Source organism: Dyadobacter sp. HNCC25DJ183 (assembly GCF_056895175.1).
This window is the reverse complement of the sequence record NZ_JBXHAP010000001.1, coordinates 729,703-755,668: the sequence shown is the minus strand read 5'-3', so window position 1 is coordinate 755,668 and position 25,966 is coordinate 729,703. Positions and strand designations below refer to the sequence as shown.

Annotated in this window: 22 protein-coding genes; 13 read left to right on the top strand and 9 right to left on the bottom strand. The window is 50.2% G+C overall.

The window, feature by feature from the left end:
• Positions 1 to 2 precede the first annotated feature (2 nt).
• The 3 genes from AC1XTG_RS03050 to AC1XTG_RS03040 are packed head-to-tail and all read left to right on the top strand — an operon-like array spanning position 3 to position 4,409.
• Positions 3 to 1,433, top strand: a complete 1,431-nt coding sequence (locus AC1XTG_RS03050) for a RagB/SusD family nutrient uptake outer membrane protein (RefSeq protein ID WP_484840969.1) — start codon at positions 3 to 5, stop codon at positions 1,431 to 1,433.
• A complete protein-coding gene (locus AC1XTG_RS03045) occupies positions 1,417 to 2,976 on the top strand; it encodes a sulfatase (protein WP_484840968.1) in 1,560 nt (519 codons plus the stop codon). The genes AC1XTG_RS03050 and AC1XTG_RS03045 overlap by 17 nt, the downstream gene beginning before the upstream one ends.
• A gap of 26 nt (positions 2,977 to 3,002) precedes the next feature.
• Positions 3,003 to 4,409, top strand: coding sequence for a sulfatase family protein (locus AC1XTG_RS03040; RefSeq protein WP_484840967.1), 1,407 nt, complete (start codon positions 3,003 to 3,005; stop codon positions 4,407 to 4,409).
• A 30-nt stretch (positions 4,410 to 4,439) separates the two neighbouring features.
• On the opposite strand, the gene AC1XTG_RS03035 is transcribed toward AC1XTG_RS03040, so the two are convergent.
• The 3 genes from AC1XTG_RS03035 to AC1XTG_RS03025 all read right to left on the bottom strand — a co-directional run bounded on the left by AC1XTG_RS03035 (position 4,440) and on the right by AC1XTG_RS03025 (position 8,409).
• Positions 4,440 to 7,064: an ABC transporter permease gene (locus tag AC1XTG_RS03035; RefSeq protein ID WP_484840966.1), complete on the bottom strand. Its 2,625-nt coding sequence runs from the start codon at positions 7,062 to 7,064 to the stop codon at positions 4,440 to 4,442.
• Entirely contained in the window at positions 7,061 to 7,396 is a 336-nt protein-coding gene (locus AC1XTG_RS03030) for a PadR family transcriptional regulator (RefSeq protein ID WP_056287118.1), read from the bottom strand. The genes AC1XTG_RS03035 and AC1XTG_RS03030 overlap by 4 nt, the downstream gene beginning before the upstream one ends.
• 134 nt (positions 7,397 to 7,530) lie before the next feature.
• Positions 7,531 to 8,409 carry a DUF808 domain-containing protein gene (locus AC1XTG_RS03025; protein WP_056288509.1) on the bottom strand — a complete coding sequence of 293 codons (879 nt, stop codon included), beginning with the start codon at positions 8,407 to 8,409 and terminating at the stop codon, positions 7,531 to 7,533.
• A 270-nt stretch (positions 8,410 to 8,679) separates the two neighbouring features.
• Between AC1XTG_RS03025 and AC1XTG_RS03020 the strand changes: the two genes are divergently transcribed.
• Entirely contained in the window at positions 8,680 to 9,954 is a 1,275-nt protein-coding gene (locus AC1XTG_RS03020; RefSeq protein WP_484840965.1) for a hypothetical protein, read from the top strand.
• On the opposite strand, the gene AC1XTG_RS03015 is transcribed toward AC1XTG_RS03020, so the two are convergent.
• Positions 9,932 to 10,486, bottom strand: a complete 555-nt coding sequence (locus AC1XTG_RS03015; RefSeq protein ID WP_484840964.1) for an alpha/beta fold hydrolase — start codon at positions 10,484 to 10,486, stop codon at positions 9,932 to 9,934. The genes AC1XTG_RS03020 and AC1XTG_RS03015 overlap by 23 nt on opposite strands.
• Positions 10,487 to 10,743: 257 nt before the next feature.
• Between AC1XTG_RS03015 and AC1XTG_RS03010 the strand changes: the two genes are divergently transcribed.
• Positions 10,744 to 12,342 (top strand): family 43 glycosylhydrolase, encoded by a 1,599-nt coding sequence (locus tag AC1XTG_RS03010; protein ID WP_484840963.1) that lies wholly within the window; start codon positions 10,744 to 10,746, stop codon positions 12,340 to 12,342.
• Positions 12,343 to 12,412: 70 nt separating this feature from the next.
• Here the strand turns inward: AC1XTG_RS03010 and AC1XTG_RS03005 are convergent, their stop codons facing one another.
• Entirely contained in the window at positions 12,413 to 13,165 is a 753-nt protein-coding gene (locus AC1XTG_RS03005; RefSeq protein ID WP_484840962.1) for an SDR family NAD(P)-dependent oxidoreductase, read from the bottom strand.
• A gap of 78 nt (positions 13,166 to 13,243) precedes the next feature.
• A complete protein-coding gene (locus tag AC1XTG_RS03000) occupies positions 13,244 to 14,194 on the bottom strand; it encodes a helix-turn-helix domain-containing protein (protein WP_484840961.1) in 951 nt (316 codons plus the stop codon).
• Positions 14,195 to 14,278: 84 nt separating this feature from the next.
• Here AC1XTG_RS03000 and AC1XTG_RS02995 point away from each other — a divergent pair, with 84 nt between their 5' ends.
• Together AC1XTG_RS02995 and AC1XTG_RS02990 are read left to right on the top strand one after the other, a co-directional pair.
• A complete protein-coding gene (locus AC1XTG_RS02995; protein WP_484840960.1) occupies positions 14,279 to 15,157 on the top strand; it encodes an AraC family transcriptional regulator in 879 nt (292 codons plus the stop codon).
• A 67-nt stretch (positions 15,158 to 15,224) separates the two neighbouring features.
• On the top strand, positions 15,225 to 15,962 hold the full coding sequence (locus AC1XTG_RS02990; protein ID WP_484840959.1) for an SDR family oxidoreductase: 738 nt from the start codon (positions 15,225 to 15,227) through the stop codon (positions 15,960 to 15,962).
• Positions 15,963 to 16,075: 113 nt separating this feature from the next.
• Here AC1XTG_RS02990 and map read toward each other — a convergent pair whose 3' ends face one another.
• The 3 genes from map to AC1XTG_RS02975 form a co-directional block, all read right to left on the bottom strand.
• A complete protein-coding gene (gene map / locus AC1XTG_RS02985) occupies positions 16,076 to 16,837 on the bottom strand; it encodes a type I methionyl aminopeptidase (RefSeq protein WP_484840958.1) in 762 nt (253 codons plus the stop codon).
• Positions 16,838 to 16,918: 81 nt separating this feature from the next.
• Positions 16,919 to 17,248, bottom strand: a complete 330-nt coding sequence (locus tag AC1XTG_RS02980; RefSeq protein WP_484840957.1) for a DUF4174 domain-containing protein — start codon at positions 17,246 to 17,248, stop codon at positions 16,919 to 16,921.
• A 62-nt stretch (positions 17,249 to 17,310) separates the two neighbouring features.
• Complete coding sequence (locus AC1XTG_RS02975) at positions 17,311 to 19,167, bottom strand: T9SS type B sorting domain-containing protein (protein ID WP_484840956.1); 1,857 nt, start codon at positions 19,165 to 19,167, stop codon at positions 17,311 to 17,313.
• A 115-nt stretch (positions 19,168 to 19,282) separates the two neighbouring features.
• Here AC1XTG_RS02975 and AC1XTG_RS02970 point away from each other — a divergent pair, with 115 nt between their 5' ends.
• From AC1XTG_RS02970 to tal, 6 genes are all read left to right on the top strand, one after another.
• Entirely contained in the window at positions 19,283 to 19,660 is a 378-nt protein-coding gene (locus AC1XTG_RS02970; protein ID WP_056287150.1) for a hypothetical protein, read from the top strand.
• Positions 19,661 to 19,735: 75 nt separating this feature from the next.
• Positions 19,736 to 22,105 carry a TonB-dependent siderophore receptor gene (locus AC1XTG_RS02965; protein ID WP_484840955.1) on the top strand — a complete coding sequence of 790 codons (2,370 nt, stop codon included), beginning with the start codon at positions 19,736 to 19,738 and terminating at the stop codon, positions 22,103 to 22,105.
• Positions 22,106 to 22,116: 11 nt separating this feature from the next.
• Positions 22,117 to 23,211, top strand: coding sequence for a PepSY-associated TM helix domain-containing protein (locus AC1XTG_RS02960; protein ID WP_484840954.1), 1,095 nt, complete (start codon positions 22,117 to 22,119; stop codon positions 23,209 to 23,211).
• Between the two features lie 143 nt (positions 23,212 to 23,354).
• Entirely contained in the window at positions 23,355 to 24,071 is a 717-nt protein-coding gene (locus AC1XTG_RS02955; RefSeq protein WP_484840953.1) for a DUF421 domain-containing protein, read from the top strand.
• Complete coding sequence (locus AC1XTG_RS02950) at positions 24,068 to 24,754, top strand: DUF421 domain-containing protein (RefSeq protein ID WP_056287163.1); 687 nt, start codon at positions 24,068 to 24,070, stop codon at positions 24,752 to 24,754. The genes AC1XTG_RS02955 and AC1XTG_RS02950 overlap by 4 nt, the downstream gene beginning before the upstream one ends.
• Before the next feature lie 109 nt (positions 24,755 to 24,863).
• Positions 24,864 to 25,955 carry a transaldolase gene (gene tal / locus AC1XTG_RS02945; RefSeq protein ID WP_484840952.1) on the top strand — a complete coding sequence of 364 codons (1,092 nt, stop codon included), beginning with the start codon at positions 24,864 to 24,866 and terminating at the stop codon, positions 25,953 to 25,955.
• Positions 25,956 to 25,966: the final 11 nt, after the last annotated feature.

Below are 25,966 nucleotides of genomic sequence, written 5' to 3'. Positions count from 1 at the left end.
AAATGAAAAAGATGCTATATATCTTTTTATTGCTCACTGTTTTAGGCTGCGACAAGCCACTGGAAGAAGAGGTTTTTTCTTCATTCGGTCCCAATAATTTTTTCAAAACGGCCGACGATGCTGAGGCGCTGCTGAATGCGGCTTATGCGCTGGAACAAAAGCAGGGTACCGACGGATTCCGGAACATTTTTGTGATGGCCGAAGTCACTACCGACCTGCTCATTATCCGGGAGGGCGGGTTGCGCGGGCTGGCACAGCCGCTGGAAGATTTTACCTGGAATGCCTCCCACGAATTTTTCGATGTGGCCTGGACGCGGTACTACAGTGGCATTTACCGCGCCAATCTCGTGATCGACAATGTGCCTGCAATAGAACTGGACGAGGAAAGGAAAAAGCAGATCGTGGCCGAAGCCAGGTTCCTGCGCGCCAGCGGATACATCTATCTGTATGATCTTTTCGGGCCAACGCCGCTCATTACCAGTAGTATCAGCAGCAGTGAAGACCGGCCGGCGCGTGCTACCAAAGAAGAGTTCGTCAGGTTTGTGACGGACGAGCTGAATGCAGTAAGTGAGATCCTTCCTGTAAAAGCCAAAAATTATGGCAGGGCGACCAAAGGCGCTGCGCTCGCATTTCTTGCCAAATTTTATCTTAATAATAAAGAATGGGCAAAAGCCAGCGAAACAGCCCAGAAAGTAATTGATCTGAACACTTACAGTTTGTTTAACAGTGCTAACCGCGCCGATTTGTTCAAACTGGCCAATGAGGTGAACAGTGAGTTCATTTACGTGCGGCCGCACATTGCGCAGCCGGGCCTGGGTACCAACTATCTGGCACACGCCGCGCCGCCCAGCTACAAATTCAAGGGTAACCCCAAGGCCAACTACGCGACGCAACTGAAAACGCTCTCTGCATTTTACGATTCGTTCGATCCCAAAGACCAGCGCAGGCAGGTGTTCCTGACGGAGTACGATGACCTGAGCGGCAAGCACATTGTGTTGGGACAAGATGACAAAAGGAGCTTCAAGTTTGAAGAAGACCTGAATGCAACCGCCGCCGATTTGGGAAACGATTTTCCGGTAGTACGTTACGCAGATATCCTTTTAACTAAGGCGGAGGCATTGAATGAGCTGAATGGTCCGACAGCGGAGGCGCTTGGCCTTCTCAATCAGGTGCATGTAAAAGCCGGTCTGGCTGCATTGACACTGGCTCAGCTTCCGACGAAAGAAGCTTTCCGTGCGCAGATCCTGAAAGAAAGAGGGTGGGAGTTCTTTTCCGAAGAGCTGCGCCGCCAGGATCTAATCCGTCACGGCAAGTTTATCGAATGGGCAAAGGCGCGGGGCAAGGTTGCATTTGATCACCAGGTACTTTTCCCGCTGCCGCAAAGCGAGATCGACCGTAATCCAAACCTGAAACAGAATGAAGGTTACAAATAAGTTATTGAATTGCATTGCAATGGTTTTGGTACTGACAGCCTTGTCGGTACCGAAACCGGTATCGGCTCAAACTGCCAAGCCGAACATTGTGGTCTTCCTGGTGGACGATATGGGCTGGCAGGATACTTCTGTGCCATTTTGGGAGAAGGTAACGGACTTTAACAAGCGTTACCACACACCCAATATGGAGCGGCTGGCGCGGGAGGGAATGAAGTTTACCAATGCGTATGCAATGCCCGTTTGTACCCCCACGCGCGTGAGCCTCATCACGGGAGTGAATGCGGCGCACCACCGCGTAACACACTGGACTTCGCCCAACCAGAACACCAATACCGATTTTGCAGACACGACAATGCAGTTCGTCGACTGGAACATCAATGGTTTCAGTCCCGAAGCCAATGTGCCGCATACTTTTCACGGAACAGCATTGCCTGTGGTTTTGCGCGAAAATGGGTATTACACGATCCACAGCGGAAAGGCGCATTTCGGCTCGAAGGGTACGCCTGGTTCAAATCCTCTTAATCTGGGTTTTCAGGTGAATATTGCGGGGAGTGAGATCGGGCACCCTGCGAGTTATCTGGGCGAGAACAATTATGACAAACCTAACAATGGAAAGCCCAACCGCAATGCGGTACCCGGCCTGGAAGCTTACCACGGTACCGGCACTTTTCTGAGTGACGCAATTACAATGGAAGCTATAAAGGCTTTGGAAAAGCCTGTTTCGGAGAAGAAGCCGTTCTTTCTTTACCTCGCACATTATGCGGTACACACGCCGCTGGATGCTGATAAACGCTATGTCGACAAGTACTTGAAATTGGGTTTGGACAGTCTGGAAGCGAAGTACGCCGGGTTGATCGAGGGAATGGACAAGAGCCTGGGGGATTTGCTGAAATACCTGGACGATCAAAAGCTGGCTGATAACACAGTGATCCTGTTTATGTCCGACAATGGCGGGCTGAGCACCAAGCCGCAGCGCGGAGGCAAAGCGTGGACGCACAACCTGCCGCTCAAAGCGGGAAAAGGTTCTGTGTATGAAGGGGGGATACGCGAGCCAATGCTGGTGCGCTGGCCGGGTGTGGTGAAGCCGCAGACTACCGCGGCGCAGTATGTGATTGTGGAAGATTTCTTCCCCACCATACTGGAAATAGCCGGTGTAAAAAGTCCTGAACTGATCCAGCAGGTTGACGGAAAGTCCTTTTTGCCGATCTTGAAAAATCCTGCATTCAAGGACGATCAGCGCGCGCTGGTGTGGCATCATCCCAACCGCTGGATTGCGCAGGAGGGGCCCAACATTCATTTTGCAAGCGCATTGCGCAAAGGCGACTGGAAACTCATTTACGACTACCGGAACCAGAAGCTGGAACTCTACAATCTCAAAAACGACATAGGCGAGCAAAAAGACCTGTCGGCTTCCAATCCTGCGAAAACAAGGGAGCTAGCCGCATTGCTGACCGCACAGCTCAAAAAATGGAACGCACAATTACCTGTTTTCAAGAAAACCGGAAAGCCGGCTGCGTGGCCTGACCAGCTCGCTACGCGCTGAATGCTTATCAGACAAAACATATCATCATGAAAAGATATCCTATATACTCACTCCTGATTACCCTGTTTTTTAGTTCAGCGGCCGCATTTGCCCAGAAATCGAAACAGCCGAATTTCATTATCATTCTCGCCGACGATCTGGGTTATGGTGACCTGGGCGTGTACGGTCACCCGACGATCCGTACACCGAACCTGGACAAAATGGCACTGGAAGGTACGCGGTTCACGCAGTTTTATGTAGCGGCCAATGTCTGCTCACCCAGCAGGGCTGCATTGCTTACCGGCCGGCTGCCTGTCCGAAACGGCGTGTTCGGGACGAGTGCGGCTAACAAGGTTTTTTTTGCCAATTCCACCAGCGGCTTACCCCTGCGCGAAACAACGCTGGCCAAAGCATTGAAAGGGAAAGGTTACCAGACTGCAATCGTTGGAAAATGGCATTTGGGCTCGCTGCCTGAGTTTTTGCCGACCAATTATGGCTTTGATTCGTACTTCGGCATTCCGTATTCCAATGATATGGGCAAAGAGTCTTTCCGTACCGATGCGAATGGAAAACCGATTGTTGCTGACAATCCTGCATTGCCTTTGTACCGCGACACCAAAGTAGTGGAAACCGAGCCAAACCAGGACCTGCTGACAAAAAGGTTTACCAGCGAAGTGACCAATTTAATTACCAAAAACCGCAGCAAACCCTTTTTCATCTATTACGCCAGTCCGTTCCCTCACGTTCCGCTGCACGCTTCGCCTGATTTTGCAGGAAAGAGCAAGCGCGGGCCTTATGGCGATGTGGTAGAAGAACTGGATTGGAGCGTCGGGCAGATTTTGAACAAACTGAAAGAACTCAAACTGGACCAGAATACATTCGTCGTCTTCCTCAGCGACAATGGTCCCTGGCTGATGAAAAGTCTGATCGATGAAAACGGCGGCTCATCGGGGCTGCTTTATGAAGCGAAAGGGTCTACCTACGAGGGCGGAATGCGCGTGCCCGCCATTGCCTGGATGCCAGGAACTGTAAAAAGCCAGGTTTCGTCTACCGTAACCACTTCAATGGACCTCTATCCGACGATATTGAAGTGGGCCGGCGCAGAGGCACCTGCAAATACGCAGCTCGATGGCGGTAACATCGCCGATATCCTGACAGCCAAGTCCGGGAAAGGCGCGGAAATCGTTTATTATTATGAGAATAACGATCTGTACGCCATCAGGAAAGGACCTTATAAGCTGCATTTTAAAACCAATGCGTCTTACTCTCAGAAGCCCGCAGCAGTGCACAATCCGCCTCTTTTGTACAACCTGGAACACGATCCATCCGAAAAATTCGAGATCGGCAGTAAGTACCCGCAAGTGATTGAAGAACTGTCTGCGGCAGCGAAACAACATCTTGCTACAGTGGTACCGGTAGATGCGGAGCTGGACAAACGGGCCGCTAAAAAGTAACCTCAGCTGATTGCAGGCGCCAGTCTGGAGCTACTCGCTTTTCAGTATCTCAGCCGGGTTGCTCCGGGCTGCCTTGGCCGTTTGCCAGCTGATCATTAACAATGCCAGCAACATCACTGCAATGGCGCCGCTTACCAGTTCAATCATGCCGATGGGTTGATGATAAACGAATTTCGTCAGGAATATCTGATCAAAAAGCACATAGGTGACCGGCAATGCAACAGCCGCCGAAATGGCGAGCAGCAACAGGAAATTGCGGCACAGCAGGAACACCAATCCTGCCTGGCTTGCGCCTAGTACTTTGCGGATACTAATCTCTTTGAGTTTTGTTTCCGTTGTAAAAACGACCATTCCAAACAATCCCAGCGAGGCAATGCATATCGCGAGGAACGCGATAAAGCCTACGATTTTGATCATTACAGAAAACTGACTGTAAGCTTCCTGGATCTGATCGTCGTAAAAACGTGCTTCGAGGGTATGTACTTTGTCGAACTTCTTCCAGATGTTTTCCACCTTCTCGATCGTGGCTTCAAGGTCGCCGGAAGCTATTTTCAGGTTGAGATAACCACTGGGCTCGCTTGCCGAATAGAGGAGCATCACAGGGTCAATTTTGCTTTCCATTGTTCCGTAGTGGAAATCTTTCAACACGCCCACAATCGCCAGCTTCTTTCCGCCCACCGTGATCAACTCTCCCAATGCTTTTTGAGGATCTTGTCCGGCGATATTGAAGCGCTTCAATACCTGCTGGTTCACAATGACCTCGCTTTCCTTTCCCTTTTCGGGGCGCAGCTTGAAGTTGGTACCTGCCAGTAATTTATGCTGGTGCACGGGAATATAGTTTTCGTCCACAGTATTATGCCAGACTAATGCGGAATCGCCCGGATTGTACTTCACTGTTTCTCCATAAAAGCTGCCTACGCTGGTGATCATCCTGGATGTTGATATTCCTTTTACCTCCGGCAGCTCGGCCAGCTCTTTCTTCAATGCATCGGCCTCTTCACCGCGCAGCTTGATATTCAGTACGTTTTCAGTTGAAAAGCCCAGGTCGAAGTTCAGGAAACCTTTGTATTGTCCGTAACCAACCATCGTGGTGGCTATGAAGATCAGGGAAAGCACGTACTGTACTACAATCAGCGTTTTGCGCAATCCGATCCGCTTGAAAAGTTTAAGTCCGCCACTGTCTTTCATCACCGACAATGCGTTGATTTTGGAAAAGAACAATGCAGGTAATACGCCCGCCAGGATTCCTGTCACCGCCGCGAGCGCGATAAAGCAGAGTACTGTCACCAGCGAGAGGTTCAATGTGAAAAGCTGGGCAATGTGCTTGTCGAGCGAGAGGAACTCTGTGCGCAGGAATGCATATAAACCAAATGAAAACAGCAGTGCAAGCAGCGCAATCATTACTGCCTCGGCAATGAACTGTCCCAGTACGTGGCTCCGGTGCGCACCGATAAGCTTCCGCACGCCCACCTCCCGGGCGCGCCGCAGGGACCTCGCAATGGAAAGATTGGTATAATTGAAACAGGCAGAAAGAATGATCACGAAGGCGAGCCCGCCCAGCGCCCACAGGATCATAGGGTTTGTTTTGGGTCCAATGTTATTGGACAGATCCTGCCCCATTGCGATATCGTGCAGCGGTTGCAGCGAAACAGTCACTTTCGCGGTTTGTAAAGCTTTGTTTTCTGCCGCGCTCAGCTTATTTAGCGCGCGCTGCATGCCAGCCGTTGAGCCGCCTTTTGGAACCGTAATATAGACGTAGTTGGACCATACACTGTTCCATGCATAAAAGTTATTGTCCTTCTTGCCGATCAGCGCGTCTGCGGAGGCGAAGGAAATGAGCGCGTCAAAGCGGATATGGGATAGGTGAGGTACATCTTTGGCAATGCCGGTTACCTGGTAGTCGAGGGAATCGAAACGTACAGTGCGCCCGATCGCGTCCGTACTTCCAAAGAGCTTTTCGGCCGTTTTTGCTGTAAGTACCAGCGAGTAGGGTTCTTTGAGCGCCGTCGCCGGGTCGCCTGCGATCAATGGGAAAGTGAAGACTTTGAAAAAGGACTGATCGGCCCAGGTCGCTTCAATCGGAAAGATATTTTGCCCCACCTGCGCGTCACCCGAGAAGCCCGTGCGCATCACGGTGAAGTTCTCGATGCCCGGAACCGCATCAGGAATGCGTTGCGCCACTTTCACCGAGGTAGAAGCCAGGTTGATAGGCGACTGTCCGTCGTTTTGAAAACGCGTGATTACCCGGTAAATGCGATCTTTTTTCTCATGGAAATCATCGTAAGCCAGCTGGTCGCTCACAATGGAAATCACCAGCAGCCCTACCGACATACTCACAGCCAGGCCAATGATATTGATCATCGAGAACAATTTGTTGCGCACCAGACTGCGCCGCGACGTTTTTAAGTAGCTGCCGATCATAAAGAAATGAGACAAAAAGGTGAGTGGATCTATTTTTCGGATGGTATAAGGCCGCAGGAACTTGATCACGTCTATGATATAGATCAGGCGCGCACGCCTGGCTCCTTTGTTACGCACGTTTCGTGTGAAATACTCAAACAGATCGCCTTCCAGATCCTCAGCCAGGCCTGGCCGGCAGTACCATCTCAGGAAATCGGTCGCCCATTTGGGGGGCCGGGGGGTAGTCTCTTTCATATTGAGCCTTCGAGATTAAAGCCGGGAATGTTCCTCCAGATGTTCTCGCGCACTTCTTTGGCACGGGTGAGTGCGACCTTGCCTGCGTGGGTTACTTCATAAAACCGCTTCCGCTTTCCGCCCCGGGTTGCGCTTGCATCGCCGAGGTAACTTTTACTCAGGCTCTTTTCTTCAAGACGGTTCAATACCGCATGTACGACGCCGAGTTTGGCGGAGCGGCCGGTATATCTTTCCAGTTCGTCGCAAATGGCGACGCTGTAAGCTTCCTGGCCGAGGGCGGCGATAGTCAGCAGTACCAGTTCCTCAAATTCACCCAGATTGGTCCCTTTCATTGGATCAGCAATTAATTCATTAAATGTATGTAAAATGAAAATGTAAATTCATGTTTTGTATGTAAAATAATTTTTTGGGTTATTCAGCGCAATGAATTTACTGACGTGACAGGCAGGAGAGCCTTAAATGCAGCCTAGTGTTTACCCAGGGAAAATACTTTTTGGAAAATGCTTACCAGCAGAAAGACAATCAGTCCCGCACCGAGGCCAAGGGCAGCCTCTTTGACGATAGAAGGAAGATCAGGGAGAATGTGATGGAAGTATTTGACATTATGAACAAAAATCCCGCCTGCTACCAGTATTAATGCGATAGTACCAACAAAGCCCAGAACCTTGATCATAATAGGTAGTGCCTTCACGAGTACGTGGCCTACTTTGGACAGGAAACCTTTGTCGTCGGATTTTTTGATCAGCTTATAACCTGCATCGTCAGACCGCACGATCAATGCCACAATGCCGTAAACGCCGACCGTGGCTACCAATGCGACAGCAGAAACGGTCATAATCTGAATGGCCAGGCTTTCTTCCAGCACGCTGCCTAGTGCGATGATGACGATTTCAATGGAAAGGATAAAGTCGGTAGTAACTGCCGATTTAACCTTCGCTTTTTCATTGATTGCCGCGGCTTCCGGGCTTTCCTGCTCGCGTTGTTCAACAACGGATTGTTCTTTTTTAGGATGATGGAAGAAGTATTCAACGATTTTCTCTACTCCTTCATAAGCCAGGTATAAACCACCTAAGATGAGGATATAGGTAATAGCGACCGGGAGGAATACATTTAACAGTAAAGCGATCGGTACGATGATGAGCTTGTTCAGCAGCGAACCTTTTGTAATTGCCCACAAGACCGGCAACTCGCGTTCGGACAAAAATCCTGTTGCCTTTTCTGCATTCACAGCCAGGTCGTCACCGAGAATACCCGCCGTTTTTTTGGTCGCCACTTTCGTCGCCAGCGCGACGTCATCCATTAGAAAGGCTATATCGTCTAAAATCGCAAAAAATCCTGATGCCATATTATTTTTTAATTCCTCAAATCCATTAACAAAAACTGATCCAGTAGCTCCAAAACCATGTTCCGGAAACTGATTTGGCACGAAGGTAATAAACCGGCTGTATACTCAAATCACTCCCATTGCCGGAATCGACTTTGTAATATGCAATAAAGAAAGAAAATGTGAACCGGGATACGCGCCCTGGTGAATCCAGCAGAATTGAAGGTGCGCATTACCAACCATTTGGGACCGCCATGCGTCTTGCAAAGGCTAACCTGTAAACGATCTTCTATGAAACGCCGCGCCCTACTTCTGCTCGTCACATTTTCAATCCTCCTTTCATGTTCAGACAAAACGGTGGATCCGTCCAGGCTGGTGAGGCCGGTCGGGCTGCGGATCGCTGTTAGTGATGGGAATTATAACCTGACGTGGGAAGAATATCGCATTATTTGCATCACCAGTCCATGTCCCGATGTTGCAAATACCGAAGCTGAGGAATATGAGATTCAGATAGCCAACAGCGAGCTGGGCCCATTCAAAACTTACCGGACCGTTAAAGCGGATCAAAAATCAATCAGTATCCCCGTTGCCGCTCAGGGCGCTCAGCTTGTTGCGCGCATTGTATCCAAAGCCGAAGGCGCACCTGACGTGAATTCCAATGTGATTATGGTTAGCAGCGGATCTTTATCGCAATCTGCGCTTTATCCCGCATTCGGAACTTCGGAGTATGTAGGCGGCGGGGATGTGACCGAAGACGGAAAGTGGGCGCTTTATGCCACTTTCACTCAAAATGGGGCCGGTCAGTCCGATTTTACATTGTATCTGGCCAAGCTTGAAAATGAAAAAGAGGTGTCTGTAAAACGTATCGGCACGCAGGTAAGCGGCGGCAGGTTTTCACCTGATGCGAAGCAACTGGCTTATTATTCTTCCGCAGAAAACGGGTTCGTGATTTACGATATAGCGTCGGAACAGAAGCGGGTAATTCCTGGTGTGCCGCCAGCGCAGCAATATGGATTAGCCTGGTCGCCGGACGGAAAGTGGCTGGCTTTTGCAACGCTTTCGGAGCAAACGTCACGCCTGTGGAAAGTGTCGACAGCAGGCGGAAATGCGATTCCGCTAACACCCGAGATGCCAGCCAGTGAATTTAACGGCATCAGGCAGGCAGAGATAGACTGGTCTCCCGACGGAGCCTCCATTGCCGTAGCCCGGGCCCGCAGTGAAGGTGGTGGGAAAGATTACCGCGTCGCCATTTCATTCTATTCTCCCGAGGGCACCGGCGAGTCCCGCTATTTTGAAACGCAGCCCGGCTGGCTCGATACCACTCCTTCTTTCTCGCCTGACGGCAAGCAAGTTGCATTCCTGAGTACAAGAACCGAGCCCATTACATTTGCGTACAGCCTGTGGGTGCGCGATGTGGCGACAGGCAAGGTAAGGCAGGTCGGCTTGTTGCCGGGTCTTATCCCGTCGCCGGATTACCAGCCGCGCTGGCAGGGGAATAACAAGCTGATATTCATGGGTAGTCAACAAGGCAAACCTGGCTATTTCAGCGTGATTGTAGCGCCCTGATATCTGCTGCAACAATCTCTAAACCATGAAGGAACTGGTGGCCTCCGGTTTCAAGCTGCCGGAAAGTAGCCCATGGAAGTTGTTGTTTGTAAATGTCGAACTGTGCCAATGGCACCTCCTCGTCATCGCGGCAATGGTAAAAGAACAATGGTACCTGCGTATCCAGCCTGGCCGCAAAATCCGGCAGCAGCTTGAACGGTTCAACCCAATCTTCGTCCCCGTCCCAGAATGGTGTTGCCAGCAGGAATATGCCGGCAATTGACTTTTCAACTGTGTTTTCGGAGAGATAGGCCAGCAGCATCGAGGCCCCAAGTGAATGGGCGGCCAGGATTACACCATCACGACTTTCTGCAATTTCCTGACCAATCTGTCTGCGCCTGCCCAGGTCCGGCGTGGCGTCATTAGGCAGGTAAGGATAATGAACCGCGGTTCCGGGGCCAAGCTCGGTAACTAGCGAATCGACCAGCTTTTGGTCTGCCTCATAATCTTCCTTTGATCCGCCGCCGTGAAAGAAAACAATTTCTCTGTTCATAATGAATGTGTTAAATCACCTTGACACCATTTATATACATCAAAATTACCTGTTATAATCTCGGGCGGAGCTGGGCAATCCGGCCAATATCAGGGGGCGCGCGTGCCAATATTCCGGTAAGGCCGGGAGGGTAGTCGCCAGTTACCTGAAACGTTCCTGAGCAAAATATGTAAGAGATCATGCAATTCGGCCATTTGTCGCCTTCGTCCGGGCTTCTAGGTTTGCATTCCCAACCGGATCGTATTTTAAAAAAGCCGATGAAATCTAAAATCAGTACAGTTCTGCAACTGCTTTTCGCCTCTTGCCTGTTGTTGTTCATTGCTTCGAATCACCACGCAAATGCACAGGGAAAGCAGAAGTCGCGCGGCAGGAAAACGAAATCGCTTTCACCTGTCAGTATTGTAAACTTCAACGAAGCGGGCAAACAGGTGACACGCTTTGACGTAGCAGGCGATGCTGTGGATGCGCATGATGGCGAAATCGCCTATTTTGATGGCACTTACTACCTCTACGGGACGAGCTACGATTGCGGTTTTGCGTGGCAGAACAAGTCCGCGCCGTTTTGCGGTTTCAAAGTTTACGCTTCTCCTGATCTGGTCAACTGGACTGACAGAGGCTATCTGTTTGACGCCAAAAATCCGGTTTGGCAAAGCAGGTGCAATGGAAGTACTTACGGCTGCTTTCGTCCGCACGTAATCTTCAACAAACAAACAGGTTTATATGTATTGTGGGTAAATGTATATGACAACCGCGTCGGTTTCAGGGTATTTACAAGCACCAGCCCTGCGGGACCTTTTACCGAAGTAGACAATCCCAAGCTGGCGGTCAATAATGATGCAGAAGTAGCAGGCTTGAACAATGGAGACCACGATACTTTCGTCGACGAGGATGGAAAGGGATATGTAGCATATACCGACTGGCGGACGAAAGGTACAATCGTGATAGAAGAATTGACGCCCGATTTTCTTTCAGGTACCGGGAGGCACGTGAAGGCTGTAACGCCGGGCAAAACGGAAGCGCCGGGCTTGATGAAGCGAAACGGCATTTATTATCTGCTCTATTCGGATCCAAACTGCGGTTATTGCTCGGGTACGGGCACTTCGTACCGCACTGCCAGATCGCCACTCGGGCCGTGGTCGGAGGGTATCCGCATCAGCGACAAATCCTGCGGCGGGCAGCCTTCTTTCGTTTCGACCATTCAGTTTGATTCGGAAACAGTATACCTGTACGGCAGCGATCTCTGGAACAATGCAGCCAGGAATGAGGCACTTGCCAACTACTTCTGGGCGCCATTAAAGTTCACTGCTGACGGCGCTATCGAGCCGATCCCGTGTAATCCGGCTGAAAATATCAGGATCAGGTTAGGTGAAAAAAGCAGTCCGGCCAACCTGAAAAAACCTGAGACTTCATCGGGCCTGAATGGTTTTACAAGACAATGCGATATAGCAAACGGGAAGGAGCGGAGCCAGTCTTTTACCGCAACAAAAACGGGTAAGCTGACTTCGGTCAACATCACGACATTCCGCGACGGCGATCCTGATGCGGGACTCACGTTAAACATTTACCGCGCAACAACACCCGGCATTCCGGAGGGTAAGCCGCTGTTTTCAACGGTAGCATCACCTGATTCCATAGGCTGGGCTGCAAAGCGGCTCCATTTCGCGCCTGAGATCAACGTTGAAAAAGGCAGCAGGTATGCAGTTTCATTTACTTCCGGAACAACGAAAGGATGCTACGGATTTCAGTTTAACGATACCCTGCCTTATCCGCAAGGTGCAGCCGCTGTTAAAACCGACGCGGCTTTTGTAATTGAGAAAAATCGCAGCCTGAAATTTGAAACTTACATCAGCAGGTAAAAGCCGCGGCAAACCTCACGGCTCAGTGATTTAGGCGGAAGGTTTGCCACGGCCTTTGTGCAGATGCTTGTTACAGATTCATTCCGCCGGTCAGCTCGATACGCTGTCCATTTATCCAGCGTGCTTCATCACTGCAAAGGAATGCCACCACGCCGCCGATATCTTCGGGAGTAGCCACGCGCCCCAGCGCAGTTGCGCCTGCAACAAATGCGCGCATTTCCGGGGTATCCTCCATGGTGCTGCCGCCAAATACCGCTCCCGGCGCAACCACATTGGCGGCAATGCCCCGGCTGCCAAGTTCCAGTGCAAGGTACCTCGTATACACATCTATCGCGCCTTTCATGATCGCATAAGCAGATACGCCCGGAAAGCTGACACGCGCTACCGCTGAGGATATATTGACGATCCGGCCGCCATCACGCAGCTGCGTCAATGCTTTTTGCGTCAGGAAATAAACCCCTTTCAAATGGACGTTCATCATTTCATCGAACTGCGCTTCCGTGGTCTCAGCGACAGGCGCTGTGAGGCTGGTTCCGGCGTTGTTGATCAGGAAGTCAAATTTGTCGGTGCCGAATGTAGTCTGCAATGCGTTTGCAACCTGTTCAAAGAAGGGTTCAAATCCGCTGGTATCAGTGGTGTCGAGAGGAAGTGCAACTGCTTTCTGACCAAGTGCCTTCACAGCGGCAGCCGTTTTCTCGGCTTCGTTCTGCTTGCTGCGGTAAGTGAAGATGACGTCAATTCCTTTTCCGGCAAGACTAAGTACAATGTCTCTGCCTATTCCACGGCTTCCGCCGGTTACCAATGCTATTTTCTGAGTTGTCATGGGACTTTTGAATTGATTTTAAAACAATGCAAATGTCCCCTGTTCGTCGAAAAGCCGGTTTGTTACAACCAATCAGATTTATGTATAATTCAAACTTTTTGTCTGACTGCGGTAAGCGCCGGGAGCAATGGCGGTTTCTGTTTTGAAGAATTTGGAGAAATGGGCAAAGTCTGAAAAGCCCAGACTCTCGGCGATCTCGGCAATACTCCAGTCGGTATGCCGGAGCAGCGCCTTGGCTTCCTGCACAATCCGTCCGGCGATGAGCTCCGTGGTGGTCAGTCCGGTGGTTTCTTTAAGTACTTTGTTCAAATGGTTGATATGCACCGCCAGATGGTCTGCAAACTGGCTGGCAGTCCGGAGCATTACTTTCTGCTGCGGACTTTCGAGCGGGAACTGTCTTTCCAGTAATTCCAGGAAAAGGGAAGTAGTGCGTGCCGAAGCGCTTTGATTAGGATGCAGCATGACGGTCGACTGCAGCTTCTGTCCGAGGTGGATCAGTTCAAGCGTGTAGGCACGCAGCAAGTCGTACTTATAAGCGTAGTTCGAGTTGATTTCTTCATTCATGTTGTCAAAAATGCGCTGGGTACGGGCGATATCGTCATCGGACAAAGCATAAATAGGATGCTCGGGCGACTTGAAAATGGGCAGCTCGTCGATCATCACCCCACTTTTTGCCGGATGCAGAAATTCAGCGGTAAATACGCAGAACATGCCGGTTTGTTGTCCCGCCGGTGACCAGTAGAACGGACTTTTGGGTGTTGTAAAAACGAGTGTAGGCTTCGAAATTTCAATGCTGCGATCGGGGTAGTCTGCCTGCGAGCGGCCGGTCAGGAAGCTGATCTTGTAGAATGCGCGGGACGCACAGGATACCGTAGGCCTTTCGCGCTGTGTCGGCAGAATCTCGTCCAGGTTGAACACATTAAAATGTCCGACCTCGTCCTGTATCCCCTCGGGTAGCAACGCACTCAGATCGGCCGAGTCGCCGCTCGTAAAGCGTTCGCAGAGTTCTTCGAAAGTTGTCTTGTACATGAGCGTATATGTAAAAAACAAATATAACCTGCAATGGAATTTATTAGTGCGGTTTTGGTTTTAGTTTACGTAAAATAATTAACAATGCGCGAAACAACGGGCTTACTGGATCAGATCAGGCATCACGAGAAATTGTCGATTGCTGTCAATGAAAATTGCGCGATACCACTGCCGGAGAATGTTCTTGAAAAGCTGTTCAACCCACACAGATTGTCATTTTATTATCTGATGTACGTGGACCAGGGCAGTGCAACCTTCAAGGCAGATCTGCAGGAAATCACATTGTCGGACGGGCAACTGGTATTTGGCTTGCCGAACCAGATCTTTACCAACATGCCATTCAATCCGGAAGACCAGCATTATGCAGTTTCTTTTGATGAAAATACGCTGGCGCTGCTGCCGCACGCTTATTCCTTTCTTGTTAATCCTTTTGGAAGCAACGCCGTTTCGTTTGACGCAGAATCGAAGATCCGCGTGAAAGGACTGTTTTCTACTTTGTTCAAATTGCTTCATTCGCCCGGCAAGCAGCGGAACGCGGATATTATCCTGGCGCATTTGCACGCATTGCTCACCGAGATCAACAGCGCATATCAGCAGCAGGGCTATCCTGATAGCATTACGAATGCAAAACTTTCAAAGTATGTCGCCTTCAAGCTGGCTGTGGAAACACACCTGACCGAGCAGCAGGATGTACACACGATTGCTGATAAGCTCGCGATGACCACGAGCAACCTATACAGTGTTGTGAAGGAATTTTCCGGGTTTTCACCCAAAGAATGGATCACGCACAGGCTTATGCAGGAGGCACAGCGAAAGCTGCATTATTCGCCCGTTCCGGTTAAAGAACTTGCTTATGATCTGGGTTTCAATGATCCTGATTACTTCTCACGACTTTTCAAAAAGAGCACGGGCAAGAGTGTAAGCGCCTTTTTGGAGGATTTGCGCGATTTGTCCAGCAAGTGAAATGATTCGTCCATTCGTGCTCTCCAGCTTACCGCTACTTTTGACCTGTTAATTAAAACAGGCAAAAATGAAAACAGCATTAGTGACAGGCGCAAACAAGGGGATCGGGTTGGAAGTAGCCAAACAGCTCTCCCAAAATGGATTTTTAGTATACATCGGAAGCCGGAATTTGAGCAGCGGACAAATCGCAGCAGAAAAGCTCAGGGAACAAGGATTTGACAATGTCAGGGCGGTGCAGCTTGATGTTACGGACCGGCAATCGATCAGCGCGGCGAAGGATTTGATCGCTGCTGAAACAGGTATCCTGGATGTTCTCGTTAACAATGCGGGGATTTCAGGCGGCTTTCAGCAGTCGGCACTTGCAACCGCCAGCGATGTTTTTAAAACCGTTTATGAAACGAATGTATTCGGTGTGGTGGATGTAACGCAGGCGATGATCGATTTGCTGAGAAAATCGGAAGCGCCGCGCATTGTGAATGTAAGTACCAGTATGGCGTCCCTTAACCTGGCATCGGACCTCAGCAATGCCAGTTATCCAACGCGGTATGTGGCGTACCAATCTTCCAAAGCTGCGCTCAATATGTACACGATCAATCTTGCGTATGAGCTTCGTGACACCGCTTTCAAAGTCAATGCAGTTTGTCCCGGCTGGACAAAAACCGACTTCACCGGTCATCAGGGCACGAGCACAGCAGAAGAAGCCGCGCAACGCATTATCAAGTTCGCATTCATCGACGAGCAAGGACCAACCGGCCAATTTTTCAGTGAAGAATACTTCCCGGCACCAGCCAATTGTCCATGGTAGGAGAGAGTGGGAGCTGGCTTAATGCAAAAGTGAAATAGAGCAATGAAACAAAACAGCGCCGCGGGATACCGGGGCGCTGTTTTGTTTCATTATAGTGGCGTAACCTTGTGTAGTCAGTTGATCCCATTCATTGCCGTTAGTACCAGCGGTGCATTGTCGGTTACTACAATGGTATGTTCGTGTTGTGCCATGAAACCGCCTTTGTTTCCGACCATTGTCCAGCCGTCATTCAGCGCGGTAGCGTAGGAGGATGTGGTTGAAATAAATGTTTCGATTGCGACAACCGAGTTTTTCTTGAAACGTCTGTGATCGGCTTTGTTTCTGAAATTCATCAGCTCATTGGGCTGTTCGTGCAGCCCGCGGCCAATACCGTGACCAGCCAGGTTCCTGATTACTTTAAACCCGCGTTTTCTGGCTTCCGACTCCATCAGGTAACCAATGTCCGCTATTTTGACGCCGCCCCTGATATTATGGATCGTTTTCAGCAAAATCTCTTTCGAAGCGTCCACAAGCTTCTGGTGTCTGTGAATATCCAGTCCAAGAACAAACGAGCCGCCATTATCCGCCCAAAAACCGTCCAGCTCGGCTGAAACGTCGATGTTAATGAGATCGCCTTCCTGCAATTTCCTTTTAGTGGAAGGTACTCCGTGGCAAAATTCATTATTGACGCTGATACAGGTCCAGCCTGGAAATTTGTAGGTCGAATGCGGCGCAGACTTTGCTCCAAACTCCGACAGCAACTTCGCTGCATACTCGTCGAGTTCTTTCGTGGTCATTCCGGGCTGCGCGTAGTCGGTCATTTTCTTCAATGTTTGTGCAACCGCCTCACTCGCCTTTTGCATTCCCTGTAAATCAGATTCTTTTGTAATAGACATAAATTGTGTTTTAATGTAGCCGTCGCTGCCACGGCCAAGATATTTTTTTATTCACTCATTCCCCGTTCCACGGTGGCTCATTCACTCATTCATTTCTCTCCTCCGCATCGGCATCGCGTCAATCAGGCCGAAGAGCTTGCTCACTTTCACAACTTCGGTGGACCTCAGCTTTTCGCCGCCATCGCGGCCAACCAGGATGAAAGTAAATGCCTCGGAGCTGTCGACCTGCCACTTTTTCCATTTGCCGGCATTTTGTGCAGAAGCCGCAATGGACTCTATTTCAATGTCCCGCTCCCGAAATCCGTCCTGAGCTGCTTCCAGTTTTTTCAACTGTGATTTCAGGAGTTGCTGGCCTGCTGCGTTATGAAACAGCAAAACCTTGCGCGGCTGTTCCGCTAGGTTGACCATCATGAGAAAAATTATGATTATAGTTTTCATAATGCCACCTTCAAAAAAATGCTGCCAGCGTACTGTTAACGCAGCAGGGTAATGGTCTTGCGGATAACCTGAGTCCGGCCGTCGGTGAATTCGATCATGAGTTCATAGGGGTAAATCCCTGGCTGCACCCTGGTGCCCTTGTAAAAACCGTCCCATAAAGCATAGCCACTCTCGACAGTCTGCTCGTCACGCAGGGCGATCACACTGCCCCAGCGGTTATACAGCCTGAAATACCGGATCTTCAATGCGTCTCCCGAAAATTTGAGATCCATTGATTCATTTTTACTGTCGAGGTTAGGGGAAAATGCATTTGGAATAAATACCTGCGCCAAACAATCTTCCACTATTCGGAAAGAGCGGCCTACATTGCAACCTGCGGTATCGGCGACGAATACGGTCCCACTACCTGCCGATAACCCGGTGAATAGTGTGTCACTTCTGAAATCACCTGCGTCTATCCAGTACAACAAGGGGCCGCTGCCGGTCGCGTAGATTGAAATAGATCCGTCGCTTCCATTGCAGCTAGGATTTCGTTCGGTTACATGGTGGATCACGGGAGCAGGAGCTGTGCTGACTGTGATCAGTTTACTGGCAACGCATCCGCCCTGATTTTTAGCATAAGCAGTATAGGTGCCTGGTTCAACTTCACCGAAAAATGGCGAGCTTACATAAGTAAGTCCGTCAAGTGAGTAGCTGAGTAATCCCGTAGCCGAGGCGGTGATCGTAACGGAGCCAAATTTCGCACCGCAGTTTCCGTTCTGCACTTCCACATTCTGCAATGTTACTCCTCTCTCCGCTGCATCAGGTACTCTTATCATCGAACTGACTTCGCAACCTACTAAATCTCTTGCTCTCACGAGGTACTCGCCGCCAGGCAGGTCGGGAAAATAGCCTGTTCCCTGGAATGGACCATCGTCCAATGCATAAGAAAATTGGTCATAACCGCCCTGGGCAACTGCGCTGATACCATTTGAACCGGCTTCGCACGGATTCAAGGTATGTAACTGTAAAAAGCTGGGCATAAAGCGCTTTCCCACCGTCGCTTCCCGGGTATCTGTACAACCGGCAGATGTCCGGGCCGTTATTTTGTATGTTTTAGGATAAAGCCCCTGGAAAACCGGCGATGTCTGAAATGCACCATTATCGATGCTGTAAGTAACAGGTTCAGCGCCTGTGGCTGCTACCGTGATAGTCCCGTTGTCTTTCCCACAATTGGCATCTGTCAGCCCGATATCCGTAATCCTGGCCTCATTAACCTTGATAATCACAGGTACTACAGGCGTTTCTGTGTCGTGAAAGGTTTGGGAGAGAAAAAAGGTATCAGTTTCGGTGATCGGTGTCTGGTAAATGTTGCCCCGATAAAGCAATTTTGATTTTTTTGGGTCCGCGTACCAGCGTACATCTTTGCCGGTTACTTCGAGCCTGGCAACTTCTCCTTTACAAAATGTATCGGGTGATTTCAGCCGCAGTCTGTAAAGTTCAAGTGTGAGCTTCATGCCCGCACAGTCAAACTCCCGCAAGCCCGTTATCTTTTCTTCCCGCGGATCATAGGTGAAAGAATATTTACTGTAACAAAACAGGGCAGGGTCGGCCACATTTATTTCTTTGATGACGGCGAAATGCATTTCGCCTGCATTCCCGCTGGCAGTTCCATTGCTGATATCCCACCTGGCAAAGTAGTTCGTCTGACTGGTTACCTGCTGTAAAAAGTCGCCGGTAAGCTTGTTGCCGTTTTGGGTAATCTGCATGGCACCAGGCCAGTAGGAAACCGTCGCTGGTCTCGGCCCATAGTCCATTCCCTGCCAGTAACCCGACAGATCCTGTCCGGCCAGGGGGAGCAAATGGAGCCCGGTAAATAGTAGCAGGATCAGGCACTGTAATGATTTTTTCATATTAAAACGAACGTGAGCCTACGAACAAGCGGGAGGTTTTGCGTAAAAGATCGGGTAAATCTCTATCTAATATAAATGTCGCAAACATTCCGTAACTATATTTGCTTCGCTAACGATGCGTACCACTCTGCTATACATATGGCTAATCGCAACCATCCTGCCGACATTCAGTCAGTGGGGTACCATCGCATATTACCAGATCAACAAAGAGTACATTACACGTGTGCTTTGCGAAAATCGAGACAAACCGCAGCTCCATTGCGACGGGCATTGTTTCCTGGCTAAAAAGCTGAAAGCCCAGGAGGCGAAGAAAGACCAGCAAACCAGCGAACGCGTTCAGAATCTTCCTTCACTGCATCTTTTCGCGTCTCCACTCGCTTCATTCGAGTTTTTGCCGCGTATTTTCATTCCCAATCAGCAGCATACCTTTCCTTATCATCTGGCCGCTTACCAGGCCCCGCTTACAGTTGTAGTTCCGCCACCCTGCGCTTAGGTCACACTTCTTGTATTTTTTACCTAACCGCACCCGCTCGGCTTTCCGACGGGCTGTATCTACAATTGTATCCCAATGAAATTGAAATATCTGATTTTGTTACTAGCCATTTTAACAAGTGGCTTAAAAGCTGCTGCCCAATCTGAAACGGGCACATTAACCGGCCGCATTGTCAATGCAGAACACGAACCTGTCGCCGGCGCTTCCATTGCTTTTCTGAACACGGGCTGGGGAACCATTACCGATGCTGACGGGGAATTTACCCTTGCAGGTATTACACCGGGCTCCTATATCCTGACGGTGTCCAACATAGGGTATACCGCTCACACGCAGACCATGAAGATCTCGAAAGGGAAAAATCCTTTTCTGAACCTCCAACTCTCCGAAAGCAGGCAGGAGCTGAAAGAAGTGACGGTCAGCGCGGCCAGGAGCAGCTACCAGGTAGCTGCGTCTAGCACCTCAACGCGACTGGACGTTCCTTTGCTCGAAACACCACAGTCTGTGCAGGTGGTATCCTCGGCCGCCCTGCGTGACCGGCAGGCTTTTACTCTCAATGAGATCGCCGGTACATTCACGGGCATGAAGGCCAACAATGGAAATGGCAATTTCCAGATCCGCGGATTCACGGCATACTCGCCAAATGATGCCAGTTTTCTGCTATTCAACGGGATTCGAGGAAACCTGTACTTGTGGAGCCAGCAGCCTTTGCTGTATAATATTGAATCGGTAGAGCTGCTGCGCGGGCCTTCGGGCGCATTGTTCAGCGAAGGTTCGCCGGGTGGGGTTATTAATTTTATTACAAAAAAACCCCTTGCCGAGAAAAGAGCGTCAGTTGATCTGTCGCTGGGAAGCTGGGGATTCGGCAGGGGGTCTGTTGACTTTACCGGACCTGTTTCCCGCAGTAAAAAACTATTGTACCGAGCTATTGTCGGGTACGACCGGACTGAAGGTTTCAGGGATTATCAGAAAAAACAGAATCTTTTCGTCGCGCCCTCGCTGACTTACCTGGCCAGCGAAAGAACTTCCCTGAACCTCGAACTCAACTACGCCTATGCAAAAGCTGTGCAGCAATACGACAATGGGAGCTACATTCTTTCCCGGCCCGACGGTACATTCGACTTTAACTATTACCCGGACAATCTGACGATCCAAAGTCCGACGGATTATGGAAAAACGCGTAATACTTCGGCTACGCTGACCTTCAACCATCAATTCAGCCAAAAACTGAGACTCACGGTCGTGGAACGCGCGGTGCGGAATGTGCTGGATTATACAGACCATATTCCGGTGGGAAGAATAAGGAATGACTCGATCAGCAGGGGATACCAGGACTGGGAAACGGACCGGTTTAGTCTGCAGACCACTGCATTTGCAACTTACAACGCGAAAACGGGCGCGCTAGGGCACCAGCTTATTGCCGGGGCAGACTATAACCGCTATGGCTGGACGCAGAATGATTATCAGTACAAATCGTCCACCCGCATTTCCATTCTGCATCCTGATTACACGGGCAGCATTCCCGACCATTCCGTTCCGGCAGACGAATCCGACGACAACAAACGCATTACCAACCTGATCGGTGCTTACGTCCAGGACCAGGTGAGTATCGGCGACAAGCTGAAAGTGCTTCTTTCTGTCCGTTTTGATAGCTACAATGGAAGAGAAACGCCATTATCGGAACGTGATAACAAGCAGGGTGACGAACTGAAAACGTCGGGCTGGATACCGCGCTTGGCGCTTGTGTATTTGCCGGTGAAGAACCTTTCGGTGTATGGTACCTACCTCAGATCCTTCAATCCGCAAACTTCCAACAATGTACTTGCTGGCGGCCCGTTCCCCACGCGCCGGGCTACACAATACGAAGTAGGCAGCAAGGCAGATCTGATCAGTAACCGTTTATCGGCTACTTTGTCGCTTTACCAGATCAACTACGCCAATATTCTCACGGCGGCACCTACCGAAGAAAACTCCCACCGCCAGGCAGCCATTGACGGTACGCGCAGCCGAGGTGGCGAGTTTTCGGTAACGGGCAGTCTCCGCAACCTGAGCCTGATCGCGGGATATGCATTCAACGAGCATGTGCTGGTGAGCACGAGTACCTACGGCAAAAAGGGCGACCGCTTTGCCAATGCACCGAAGCACCAGATCAATTTCTGGGGTAAATACACACTGGCTGAACACGCGCTGAGAGGGCTCGGCATTGCTGCTGGCGTTCGTTATGTAAGTGATCAGGTTGGGTTACTGAGCAATCAGAACTTTGTATTTCCTTCATATACCGTGCTCGACGCGGCGCTTTCCTACTCTCGGAACCGGTACCAGGTACAAATCAATGCATATAACCTGACCAACAGGCATTATTTCACGGGAAGCCGGTCGGGCGTGACGACGGCAGGCTTGGGCGATCCGTTCAATATCAGGGTGGGGGTTAGTTATCAGCTTTGGTAAGCTCAGGTTTTATGAAAAAGATCACATCGAACCGAAGCTTGTTCAGGCTGCATAGCTGGCTTGGACTCGTAACAGGCGTCTTTCTGATTTTGCTGGGATTAAGCGGCTCCGTTCTGGTTTTCAGAACGGAGCTCGATGCGCTTGCAAACCGGGAGTTACTGCACGTCTCAAATGCCGGCAATAAACTGCCCGCAGACGCATTGATGCGCTGCTATGAAAAGATCACCGGCAAGTATCCCAATCTCGACGGTATCGCTTGGCTCAATCCCGACGCGGGGCCTGGCGAGGCCTATAATTTCAGGATTTACTTCAATGATGCGCGGCTGCTCACCTATGATCTGGCGCTGATTTCTTTCAATCCCTATACCGGCGCTATTCTGCGCGAGGGACCGGCAACTGACTTTACACCCAGCTTTATTGAGTGGCTGTTCCAGTTCCATTTCAGTTTCCAGCTGGGTATGCCCGGTGCGGCGCTTACCGCAATCTTTGGCATTACCATGCTGCTTTCGCTGCTGACCGGGATGGTTGTTTACAAAAAAATGATCTGGAAAGTCCTGACCTTCCGGATTTCAATCAACTGGAAAAACTGGCGCACCATCAGCTCGGGGCTGCACCGCATAGTAGGTGTGTGGTCACTGCTTTTCAATGCGGTGATCTTCTTTACCGGATTCTGGATGAACCTGTTTGCTTTTGAGGCAAAAACCTGGGAAAAGGAACTCGCCCCCGCACGGCCCAACACGGTGATGCAGGTACCTGCCGACGAAATGTACCTGAATGCATTGCACGCAATGCCGGACCTTGAACCAACCCATGTTTACCTGCCAACGCAGCCGGAGCGCAAGTTTGAAGTAAGAGGATATCATCAGGGTCAATGGAAAATCTGGGGCGCGTCCAACTCGGTACGCTTTGATCAGCAAACCGGTGAACTGCTGAAAATTACCCGGCTTGCCGATAAATCTGTCAGCGAGCGCATTGAAGCAGCTGTACAACCGGTACACGTGGGCAATTTTGGCGGATTTTGGGTTAAGATCTTCTACGTAATTCTGGGACTCACGCCCGGATTACTTGCTGTGAGCGGCTTTCTGCTATGGTGGCGGCGTATCTAAACAATTGAATATGAACATTTGCCGTAAATGTTGCACTCCTGCATTGTAGGGTAGTTACTGGCACACAATTTATTTAAGAGGTGTCTGATTTTAACGTGTGTACGAGCAGATGGATTATTTAAAAGGGTTTGCAGCCTTGGTGTATGAAGAAAGATGATATAATCCCCTGGGACTGGCACCGCATTCTTTTCGGACAAGCTCCGCCTGAATACCTGATAGAAGTTTTCCTGAGAACCAGCCTGATTTACATTGCATTGCTCGTGATCATCCGCGCGATGGGCAAGCGGATGGGCGGACAGTTGAGCATTTCGGAAATGGCCATTATGGTCACCCTTGGTGCGATTGTCTCGCCGGCTATGCAGATCCCGCAGCTTGGATTGCTGATGGGCGTGATGATCCTGGTTTGTGCGCTGGTGTTTCGCCGGGGTGTAAGTCTTGCCGAGTTTTCGAGCAGGAAATTTGAAAAAATCAGTCAGGGAACCACGCAGATGCTCGTCAAAGACGGGATCATCCAGATAGACCAGCTCGAAAAGGTCAAAGTATCCCGGCAGCAGCTCTTTGCCGCGCTCCGGGACGAGAATGTGTTTAACCTCGGTGATGTAGGCCGGGTGTATATGGAGGCATTCGGTTGTTTCAGCATTTACATGAATGCCGAGCCGGCGGCAGGGTTATGTATTTTCCCACCTTCGGATACCAGTATCGAATGCTACTCACAGCGGATCGTGGAGGAACACAGCGCCTGTATCAATTGCGGCAATGTAGCGCCCGGCGCGCAAGAGTCTCAACCCTGTGAAACGTGCGGTTCCGACGTCTGCATACCCGCAGCTGTTTCCGTCAAATATGATCTCATCGACAAATGAAGCCGGAAGAAATATTCATTAACGACTGGCAGCGCATTTTTGTAGGTGACGTACCAGGTGCATTTTACGCGGAAGTTGTGCTGCGCGTGGCGGTCATTTACCTGATCCTGATGGTAGCAATGCGACTGATGGGCAAAAGAATGGCCTCTCAGCTCAGCCGGAACGAAATGGCGGCGATGGTTTCGCTGGCAGCTGCGATAGGGGTACCCCTGCAATCGCCCGACCGGGGCATTCTGGCAGCTGTTGTTATCGCCGGGATTGTCGTTTTCGTGCAGCAGCTGATCGCCCGACTGGCAATGCGAAACCAAACGCTTGAAAAGATCACACAGGGAGATATTACGCCCCTCATTGAGGATTCGCGCCTGAATTTGCAATTGATGAAAAGGGCGGGGATAACCAGGGAACGGGTATTCGCCCAGCTTCGCTGCAAAAGGATCCGCCACCTGGGAGAAGTAAAAAGACTGTATTTCGAGGCAGGCGGCACATTTACATTGGTCAAGCGGCACGAATCGGTACCCGGCCTGCCCATTCTGCCGATCTGGGACCAGGATTTTCAGCACAGGATCAGCGCCGTTGCCGATAATTGGGTTTGTTCCAATTGTGGTCACGATCGCGGCATTGCTCAGCCTACCAAATCCTGCGAAAATTGCGAGGGTACTTCATTTATCAAAGCGGTAGAGTAGTAGATAGCTCCATCCAGCGCCTTCGGTCAGCAGCCAATCGGCTACATGCATGGCATGATATTTCAGCACTTACCTGTTCATCGTTTTTAATCATAAATACAAGTTTGTTATGGCTACGAGTAAAGTAAAACAAATACACGACTTCGGCCAAAGCATCTGGCTGGACTTCATTGACCGTAAAATCATCGACTCCGGTGAATTGAAAAAACTGATCGAGGAAGATGGCGTACGGGGCGTTACTTCCAATCCTGCCATTTTCGAAAAGGCAATCAGCAGCAGCTCGGATTACGATGCCGATATCGCAGAACTTTCCAAAGGGGATAGTACCAACGAAGAGATATTTTTCAGTCTTGCGATCGAGGACATCAAGTCTGCCTGCGATCTGATGTGGCCGGTTTACAATGAAGAAGACGTGGTAGGAGCCGACGGGTATGTGAGCCTGGAAGTTTCCCCGTTTCTTGCGCTGGACACCCAGGGTACCATCAAGCAGGCGAGTGAGCTCTGGATGGCAGTAGACCGTGAAAATGTAATGATCAAAATCCCCGGAACACAGCCGGGACTTGCCGCGATACAAACGGCGATCAGCGAAGGGATCAATGTCAATGTGACATTGCTTTTCGGGCTTGACCGGTATGAAGCGGTGGCAGAAGCCTATATATCCGGTCTGGAAAAGCGTGCGGAAATCGGATTGCCGGTAGACCATGTTGCATCGGTAGCGAGCTTCTTTTTGAGCCGCATTGATATTTTGGTAGACCCGATATTGGAAGAAAAAGGACTGGCCGAGCTGAAAGGCGAAGTGGCCATTGCCTCTGCCAAGCTAGCTTACCAGATCTATAAACGCATGTTCAGCACCGATCGCTGGAAAAAGCTGGCCGACAAAGGCGCGGTTCCGCAGCGGCTGCTCTGGGCAAGTACCAGTAACAAAAATCCTGCTTTCAAAGATACCAGGTACGTGGAAGCGCTCATTGGTCCCAACACGGTAAACACAATCCCAATGGAAACGCTGGAAGCTTACCGCGACCATGGCGATCCGGCGAGCCGGCTTGAAGAGGATCTGGATGCAGCAACCAGTGTAATGGAAAAGGTAAAAGCCGCTGGTATTGATATCGACGCGATCACCAAACAGCTCGAAGAAGAAGGAATTGAGAAATTCAACAAACCTTTCCAAAAGTTACTGGACGCGATCGAAAACCAGAAATAGGAAAACCTTTT

Excerpts from the sequence above, each read along its gene's own strand:
- AC1XTG_RS03050 (WP_484840969.1), top strand. The coding sequence starts at position 3 with ATGAAAAAGATGCTATATATCTTTTTATTGCTCACTGTTTTAGGCTGC.
- AC1XTG_RS03045 (WP_484840968.1), top strand. The coding sequence starts at position 1,417 with ATGAAGGTTACAAATAAGTTATTGAATTGCATTGCAATGGTTTTGGTA.
- AC1XTG_RS03040 (WP_484840967.1), top strand. The coding sequence starts at position 3,003 with ATGAAAAGATATCCTATATACTCACTCCTGATTACCCTGTTTTTTAGT.
- AC1XTG_RS03035 (WP_484840966.1), bottom strand. The coding sequence starts at position 7,064 with ATGAAAGAGACTACCCCCCGGCCCCCCAAATGGGCGACCGATTTCCTG.
- AC1XTG_RS03030 (WP_056287118.1), bottom strand. The coding sequence starts at position 7,396 with ATGAAAGGGACCAATCTGGGTGAATTTGAGGAACTGGTACTGCTGACT.
- AC1XTG_RS03025 (WP_056288509.1), bottom strand. The coding sequence starts at position 8,409 with ATGGCATCAGGATTTTTTGCGATTTTAGACGATATAGCCTTTCTAATG.
- AC1XTG_RS03020 (WP_484840965.1), top strand. The coding sequence starts at position 8,680 with ATGAAACGCCGCGCCCTACTTCTGCTCGTCACATTTTCAATCCTCCTT.
- AC1XTG_RS03015 (WP_484840964.1), bottom strand. The coding sequence starts at position 10,486 with ATGAACAGAGAAATTGTTTTCTTTCACGGCGGCGGATCAAAGGAAGAT.
- AC1XTG_RS03010 (WP_484840963.1), top strand. The coding sequence starts at position 10,744 with ATGAAATCTAAAATCAGTACAGTTCTGCAACTGCTTTTCGCCTCTTGC.
- AC1XTG_RS03005 (WP_484840962.1), bottom strand. The coding sequence starts at position 13,165 with ATGACAACTCAGAAAATAGCATTGGTAACCGGCGGAAGCCGTGGAATA.
- AC1XTG_RS03000 (WP_484840961.1), bottom strand. The coding sequence starts at position 14,194 with ATGTACAAGACAACTTTCGAAGAACTCTGCGAACGCTTTACGAGCGGC.
- AC1XTG_RS02995 (WP_484840960.1), top strand. The coding sequence starts at position 14,279 with ATGCGCGAAACAACGGGCTTACTGGATCAGATCAGGCATCACGAGAAA.
- AC1XTG_RS02990 (WP_484840959.1), top strand. The coding sequence starts at position 15,225 with ATGAAAACAGCATTAGTGACAGGCGCAAACAAGGGGATCGGGTTGGAA.
- map (WP_484840958.1), bottom strand. The coding sequence starts at position 16,837 with ATGTCTATTACAAAAGAATCTGATTTACAGGGAATGCAAAAGGCGAGT.
- AC1XTG_RS02980 (WP_484840957.1), bottom strand. The coding sequence starts at position 17,248 with ATGATGGTCAACCTAGCGGAACAGCCGCGCAAGGTTTTGCTGTTTCAT.
- AC1XTG_RS02975 (WP_484840956.1), bottom strand. The coding sequence starts at position 19,167 with ATGAAAAAATCATTACAGTGCCTGATCCTGCTACTATTTACCGGGCTC.
- AC1XTG_RS02970 (WP_056287150.1), top strand. The coding sequence starts at position 19,283 with ATGCGTACCACTCTGCTATACATATGGCTAATCGCAACCATCCTGCCG.
- AC1XTG_RS02965 (WP_484840955.1), top strand. The coding sequence starts at position 19,736 with ATGAAATTGAAATATCTGATTTTGTTACTAGCCATTTTAACAAGTGGC.
- AC1XTG_RS02960 (WP_484840954.1), top strand. The coding sequence starts at position 22,117 with ATGAAAAAGATCACATCGAACCGAAGCTTGTTCAGGCTGCATAGCTGG.
- AC1XTG_RS02955 (WP_484840953.1), top strand. The coding sequence starts at position 23,355 with ATGAAGAAAGATGATATAATCCCCTGGGACTGGCACCGCATTCTTTTC.
- AC1XTG_RS02950 (WP_056287163.1), top strand. The coding sequence starts at position 24,068 with ATGAAGCCGGAAGAAATATTCATTAACGACTGGCAGCGCATTTTTGTA.
- tal (WP_484840952.1), top strand. The coding sequence starts at position 24,864 with ATGGCTACGAGTAAAGTAAAACAAATACACGACTTCGGCCAAAGCATC.